The 6,000-nt window shown below is 66.9% G+C and carries 6 protein-coding genes and 1 pseudogene; 4 read left to right on the forward strand and 3 right to left on the reverse strand.

Translation table 11 applies throughout. The features are described 5' to 3' along the window. Window positions 1-721 precede the first annotated feature (721 nt). Window positions 722-1,513 (reverse strand): annotated as a pseudogene (locus AB0N81_RS32775) (IS5 family transposase); the annotation flags it as partial. 51 nt (window positions 1,514-1,564) lie between these two features. Then, window positions 1,565-2,143 carry an AAA family ATPase gene (locus tag AB0N81_RS32780; protein ID WP_365364783.1) on the reverse strand — a complete coding sequence of 193 codons (579 nt, stop codon included), beginning with the start codon at window positions 2,141-2,143 and terminating at the stop codon, window positions 1,565-1,567. A 549-nt stretch (window positions 2,144-2,692) separates the two neighbouring features. Between AB0N81_RS32780 and AB0N81_RS32785 the strand changes: the two genes are divergently transcribed. From AB0N81_RS32785 to AB0N81_RS32795, 3 genes are all read left to right on the forward strand, one after another. Further along, the gene (locus tag AB0N81_RS32785) at window positions 2,693-2,902 is read left to right on the forward strand and encodes a hypothetical protein (RefSeq protein ID WP_365364785.1); all 210 of its coding nucleotides are present in this window, start codon (window positions 2,693-2,695) and stop codon (window positions 2,900-2,902) included. A gap of 732 nt (window positions 2,903-3,634) precedes the next feature. After that, entirely contained in the window at window positions 3,635-3,871 is a 237-nt protein-coding gene (locus AB0N81_RS32790) for a matrixin family metalloprotease (RefSeq protein ID WP_365364787.1), read from the forward strand. An 11-nt stretch (window positions 3,872-3,882) separates the two neighbouring features. Further along, window positions 3,883-4,413, forward strand: coding sequence for a hypothetical protein (locus tag AB0N81_RS32795; RefSeq protein WP_365364789.1), 531 nt, complete (start codon window positions 3,883-3,885; stop codon window positions 4,411-4,413). 179 nt (window positions 4,414-4,592) lie between these two features. Here AB0N81_RS32795 and AB0N81_RS32800 read toward each other — a convergent pair whose 3' ends face one another. Further along, on the reverse strand, window positions 4,593-5,000 hold the full coding sequence (locus AB0N81_RS32800; RefSeq protein WP_365364791.1) for a hypothetical protein: 408 nt from the start codon (window positions 4,998-5,000) through the stop codon (window positions 4,593-4,595). Window positions 5,001-5,448: 448 nt separating this feature from the next. Here AB0N81_RS32800 and AB0N81_RS32805 point away from each other — a divergent pair, with 448 nt between their 5' ends. Then, complete coding sequence (locus AB0N81_RS32805; protein WP_365364793.1) at window positions 5,449-5,925, forward strand: SMI1/KNR4 family protein; 477 nt, start codon at window positions 5,449-5,451, stop codon at window positions 5,923-5,925. Window positions 5,926-6,000: the final 75 nt, after the last annotated feature.

A 6,000-nucleotide genomic window follows, 5' to 3' on the forward strand; every position in this document is an offset into this window, starting at 1 on the left:
GGCGGGTAGGCGGGTAGGCGGGTAGCGAGATCGTCTGCCCATGACAGCGCCAATGCGCGCAGGTCGTCGACCTGGGCGAGTTCCAGGCCGTAGTCGGTGAAATCCTCGTCGTCCCACCACTCGGCGCCGGCCGACCTCCCACTGCCGGCCCACCACACCGCACCACGGTGGCTCGATTACCAAACCACCACCCGCACCCGGTGGCACAGCCTCGTCTCCGCCCGACGCGCCCTTCTCCGCTCCACGCCACAGACAGCCGAGGCCGTCAGATGTGGCGCATGGGTAATGCCAGCGTCGGTGTGTGGGGTGCAGATGAGCAGGCCGGATGTCAGTGAGGCCGCCTACGGTTGTTCTGAGACCGATGAAGGGGTCGCTTGTGAGCGTGAGTTTGATCCGTAGTCAGCTGGAGCGGAAGAAGAAGGCACGGGCCGATGCCGAAAAGAAGGCGGGCGTACTGCGAGGCAAAGAGTCAGGCAAGCGTTCCAATGCGGCAAAGGCCAAGACAGCCGCCGAAAACTTCAAGAACGCGAACACGGTCAAGAGCAGGCTGACTGCCGCCACGCGCCATGAGGCCCAGGCCAACGCAGCGGCCCGTGATGCCAGTTCTTGGGGAGGGAAAGGCGGCCGCCAAGTACGGCAAGGAAGCAGGCGACCTGGAGGCCAAGCTGGCTAAGAGGTGCTGACAAAGGGGTTGGACGTGGCGGTGGGTGATCAGGCAGGCGGCGAGGCCGAGGAAGGCTTCATGGATGTCGTCGCGTCGTTCCCAGCGGATGCGCAGGCGGCGGAAGCCGTGCAGCCAGGAGATCGTCCGTTCCACGGCCCAGCGGAAGATGCCCGGGCCGGTGCCGTGCGGCTGGCCGCGTTCGGCGATCGCTGGGCGGATGCCACGGGCTCGCAGCAGGCGTCGGTACTTGTCATGGTCGTAGCCGCGGTCGGCGAAGAGCATGTCCGGCCGACGCCGTGGCCGGCCGACGAGACCAGCCACGGCCGGGATCTTGTCGAGCAGAGGCAGAAGGTGGGTGACGTCGTTGCGGTTCCCGCCGGTCAGCGAGACCGCGAGCGGGATGCCCTGCCCGCCGGTGAGAACGTGGTGCTTGCTGCCCGGCCGCGCGCGGCCGACCGGGCTGGGCCCACTTTTGGGCCCCGTCGGGCGGCCCGGACGTGCGAAGAATCCATCCACCGCCCGCGACCAGTCCAGCCGGTCGGCCGACCGCAGCTTCTTCAGCAGCGCGACGTGCAGTTGGTCCCAGACGCCGGCCTCGTTCCAGGCTGCCAGGCGCCGCCAGCAGGTCATGCCCGAGCCGAAGCCCAACTCCTGTGGCAGGGACTCCCCTTGGATGCCGGTGTAGAGCACGAACAAGATCCCGCACAACGCCTGCCGGTCCGGCACCCGCGGTCTGCCCTCTACCGGTCTGCCCTCTACCTTCTTCGGACCCGGCTTCGGCAGCAACGGCTCGATCAGCGACCACAGTTCGTCCGACACGATCCATGGCCGCGACCGACGGATTCCCATAACCACACCTACGTGCAGACGGGCCGACAGTCTCATGATCAGCAGCTTTTATTAGAGCCAGTAAGGGCCGGTGATGCGCCGGGCCGCTCGTGAGCGGCCATCCGCCGGCCCTTTCGCTGTCCGCTGCCTCCAGTGCTGCACCTCTCGCGGGCTGCGGAGCCTGACGACCTCGACGCCCAAAGCGGCAGTCTCGGCCACCTGCTGGGCATAGCGGGGGCGATTGGCGCGCTTTCGGATGGCGGTACGCAGGAGTGACTGGCGGGCGAAGAACGCCGCGGACCAGGTCAGGCGCCGGGCCTGTGCGCTGTCCTCGCGGCCTGCCAGTTGGCGGAGGCTGCGGCGGACGATCCGGTACAGGATCAGGGGGAGCGGGAAGTCGAGCCAGATGAGCACGTCGGCGCGGTGCCAGACCACGTCGGCGAGCTTGGAGAAGTTGCCTTCGACGATCCAGTGCTCTTGCTGTGTGACCTCTGCCGCCTGCCGGCGGAACTCGTCCAAAGGCAGCGGACCGTCGGGGGTGAACAGGAGGTGGTCCAGGTCGGTGTGGGGGTGGCCGAGCTCGGCTGCGAGCCTTCGGGCCAGGGTGGTCTTACCGGTGGCGGGCGGTCCGAAGAGGGCGATCTTCTGCATGGGTGTCTTCCCGTCGCGGTATTCGGGCGTGGGGTCGGCGTCGGGCTACCAGCCCACCCCGGCATTCGACGCACCAACCCTTACAGCAACCTGGCTCACTTTCTCCAAACCTTCGGGGTGCCCGGCCGCCGGAGGCGGCTCCTTGGGCCCCGCAGGAGTGAGCCTCCCACCGACACCCAACAACGTCATTTCATTGCGCCCACCCACCACCTGACACCTTCGCCAGCAGGGCCGCCCCGGTGTCATCCACACCCCGCGGCGGCCCTCTCATGCTCACTGGCTGTCGAGGTCCGAGCGGGCTCTGGTCCAATTGTTGTGGCGCGGTTACTGTTCGTGACCGATCGGTCCCAGGGCCTCCGCGATCCGTTGGACTTCGTGGCGCCACTGAGCGGCGTCGGCACTGTCCACCAGCCGGTCAGCAGTTCCGATCCGTCTTGGAGTACACACTGCAGAGCGAGTACGGCTGACGAGCGGAGAGCCAACGGAAGCTGCGGCAGAGGTTCTCTGAGTCCGTCATCAGGTCGATCACAATCCCGCTGCCCGGGATTCATGAAGACTAGACCCTGGCGCCGCGCTGTACACCACGTCCGTGACACCGCCGCCCCTGCCGGCCGCGCGCTCACCCGCCGCGCCCGCCGCCTCCGCGGCTGGGCCGGGGTCCGCCGCCGTACCGCACTCAGCCAGCTGCTGCGCGGTATCTGCTTCGGCAGCGGCAGCGGGCTGATCACCGCCGTCGTCTTCTGGCTCACCCACCACTGACGCACCCGGGCCCCACAAGACCGACGCGTCCCGGGCGGCCGGTGAAGGCGGAGTTCTGTCGTGGCACGGGTCGAAGAACGGCTAGGGCCGCGCCCCCGACACACCCTTCGGGTGCGTCCCAGGGTGCTTGCGCCGCCTATGCGGCACCACGAACAGCCGATGTTCAAGTTCGCTTCGGCCCGCTCCCCGGGCAGTCCCGGTCAGGTTTGGCCTCATCCGGGTGAGGCAGTGCTTGCCCGCAGCGCATCACTGAGCTGCGGCGGGCACGCTACGAACATCCTCCCAGCTCTCTCCTTGAACGGAGCGTCGTGCGTCCTCGGTCCTGCCCCGCTGCCAGTGTCCGGCCTCAAACAGGCAGTGCTGCCCATCTTGTGCACGACGTACAGCATCTTCGGCTTCGACCGGGCGCCGTGCTGCTGATGGCGACGCTGCTTGCTCTGACTGTGGTCACTGTGCCTTCCGCATCGGCCCATGCGGCGGCCACGGCGCAGTGCATGAACGGCCTGAGGGATTCACGGGGCCGCTCCTCCGCGGACAGCGGCGAAATCGCGTGGGAAGACGAGTCCGTGTTCGACGATGCGCGTGCTCACGCCCACCGGGTGTGGTCGCAGCGCGGCCTCGATCGGGTGAAGTTCCCCGCTGACGACGCCGGCAGGATCGCTGATCTGGAATGGTCAGACGTGTCCAGGACGCGACCGCCGTGGAGAGGGTGTTCTGGGGCGCTGGAAGGGGATGCGCGGCACCGACCTCCTGCTCCTCAACAAGGCCTACCTCGGGGCGGGTAAGCGGTACGGGGACCGTACATCGCGGCGCATGATCGCTGCGCACGAGCTGGGGCATGCTCTGGGGTTCTGTCACAAGAACCCGGCCCGCTACCGCTCGTTGATGGCTCCGAACACCTTCGACATGCCCTCCAACGGCGCCCCCACCGCACGAGACCGCAAGAACTACCGCGCCCTGTGGGGCTGAAAGGCAGTCTCATGAGCATGTTTCGCCGCCGACTGGCGCTCGCAGCGGCCGGATCGGCGGTCGTCGCCGGAGCCGTGCTGGGGGTGTACCGCCTCACCGATGCGGCAGATGCGACCAGCGTGGGCGAGGCGGTGACCCTGTACGACGTGCGAGATGCCAGGCAGGTTGCCGGGACCGCGGACGATGTCTTCGCCGGGGAAGTCGTGAATCGTGCCGGGCAGCGCGACATCGCCGGCATCCTTTCCGACCTCTATCAGGTGCGGGTTGAGCGAAGCTTCAAGGGCGGCCTGCACGGCACGGTCACCGTCAGCAGCGAGCAGGGAGCCGCGTCGCTGTCGCCGGGGGACTCCTACGTCTTCGCGACGGGCCGGGTGCCCGACCAACGCACCCACGCCATTCTCCTGGAAACCACACCGGCTTCCTTCACGAGCCTTACCGCTCCGATCGGGCCGCGAGCCACCGGTGAGGAAGCAGTGCATCGGACGGTGTCCGAGTACTGGACGTGGGCCGTTGCCCACGAACGTGACGTCACCTCTGGCTGATCCCCACGGCGGGGTAACCACCCCGGTCCTCGCGGTAGCCCTTGCACAGCCGGTATTCGTTAGGAGGCCTCGTCCGTCGAGACACTGCTACCTCGGCAAACTGTCGCCCCCGCCCATGGATCATCTTGGGCGCGGGTGGAAGTTGCAGGTCGATGCAGTTGTGCCGCTCGGCCGTGCGCTCAGCAAAGGGCGGCCAATGCGGCATGCGCGGTTCGGGTGGACGGTCGAACGTGACACAGCAGTCGATCGGGTACGGCTGCGGTGGACTCCGGTGTGACAGTTCGGTTCAGGCGGCGCGAACGGCTGGTCGTGGCGGCCACCTCCGACACGGGCGGAGAGGGGAGGTCACCGCTGCCGGTCACGATCACGAGCAACGTGTCCGTCACACGCGGCCCGTCGGACTTCGCCGGAAGCAAGTCAACGACGACGTTGGTGCATCCGGCCTCGTCGAGGACCTTCACCCATACCTGCTCCTGGAGAACCACCCAGTTTCCCTCAAGCAGCGGCCCCTGCTGATCGAGATCACCCGCAACCTCGTTGAGCGCATCGCAGGAGCACGGGAGAACGGCTGGCTCGGCGAATTCCAAGGACTCCAAGTCAGCCTCACCAAAGCAATGAGAAACTCGCCGCCCTCGACCGTTCCCCCCACCGTCCACGACCGCCCGCACACCGGGCACTCCGCCTGCGCTCCCCGCTGCATCGCAGCCACCCGTTGCCGGGTCCGCTGAAGTCTCCGCTACCGCCGTGACCTGCACCGACCCGAGCAGAACACCGCCTCCGCCACCATCGTTTGCGGCAGGGGATCACCGCACTCCTGGCAGTACCGCCGAGCCGTCTCACCAGCCCCCACACTCCAGATCATCCAGCCGTACCCACCTCACGACCAGGGATCAAAAACACCTACTCATCCTGAAGGCGCGAGGAAACCAGGGCTTCTCCTTTACCCCTTACGAGGGCGTCACCAGTACCAACAGTGTCACCATCTTGAACGTCTCCAAGCCCGTATAACACCGCAGAGCAGGAACACCGATCCACATGCACTCCGCCGTTGAATGCCTCTCCGCGCTCGTCCCCCCGACGGGTTCTCGCCGCTCACGAGACTGGACGGCTGTGGAGAGACGCCTCGGCACCGCCCTGCCACAGGACTACAAGAAACTCATCGAGACCTACGGAGGCGGAGTCTTCGACGAGACCGTCTGGCTCCTGGACACCGAATGCCCTCACCAGGGTTACAACCTCATCGACCAAGCGAAGGAATGCGCTGAGACCCTGGCCAAGCTGTGGCAGGTCGAACCCAAGCCTCCACAGCTGCTCGAGGGCGACGGAGCGGATGTCCTGCCCTGGGCTTATATCGAGGAAAGCGGCGCCATGCTGTACTGGCTGCGCCGACAGGGGCAGAGCCCCGAGGAGTGGACCGTCATGTTCAATGAGGGTCGCGGGCCGGAGTGGGAGTACCACCCAACCCAGTGCGCGCCCTTCCTGCTGTCCGTTCTACTGAGCTTGTGGGCGTGATGTCGTGAGGGTGAGGCCGGTTGCGGCGAGGCATGCGTCGATGAGTTCGGGGCGGTACTGAATCTCACGGAGGCT

This window comes from Streptomyces sp. NPDC093510, assembly GCF_040683555.1.
In the GTDB taxonomy this organism is placed as follows: domain Bacteria; phylum Actinomycetota; class Actinomycetes; order Streptomycetales; family Streptomycetaceae; genus Streptomyces.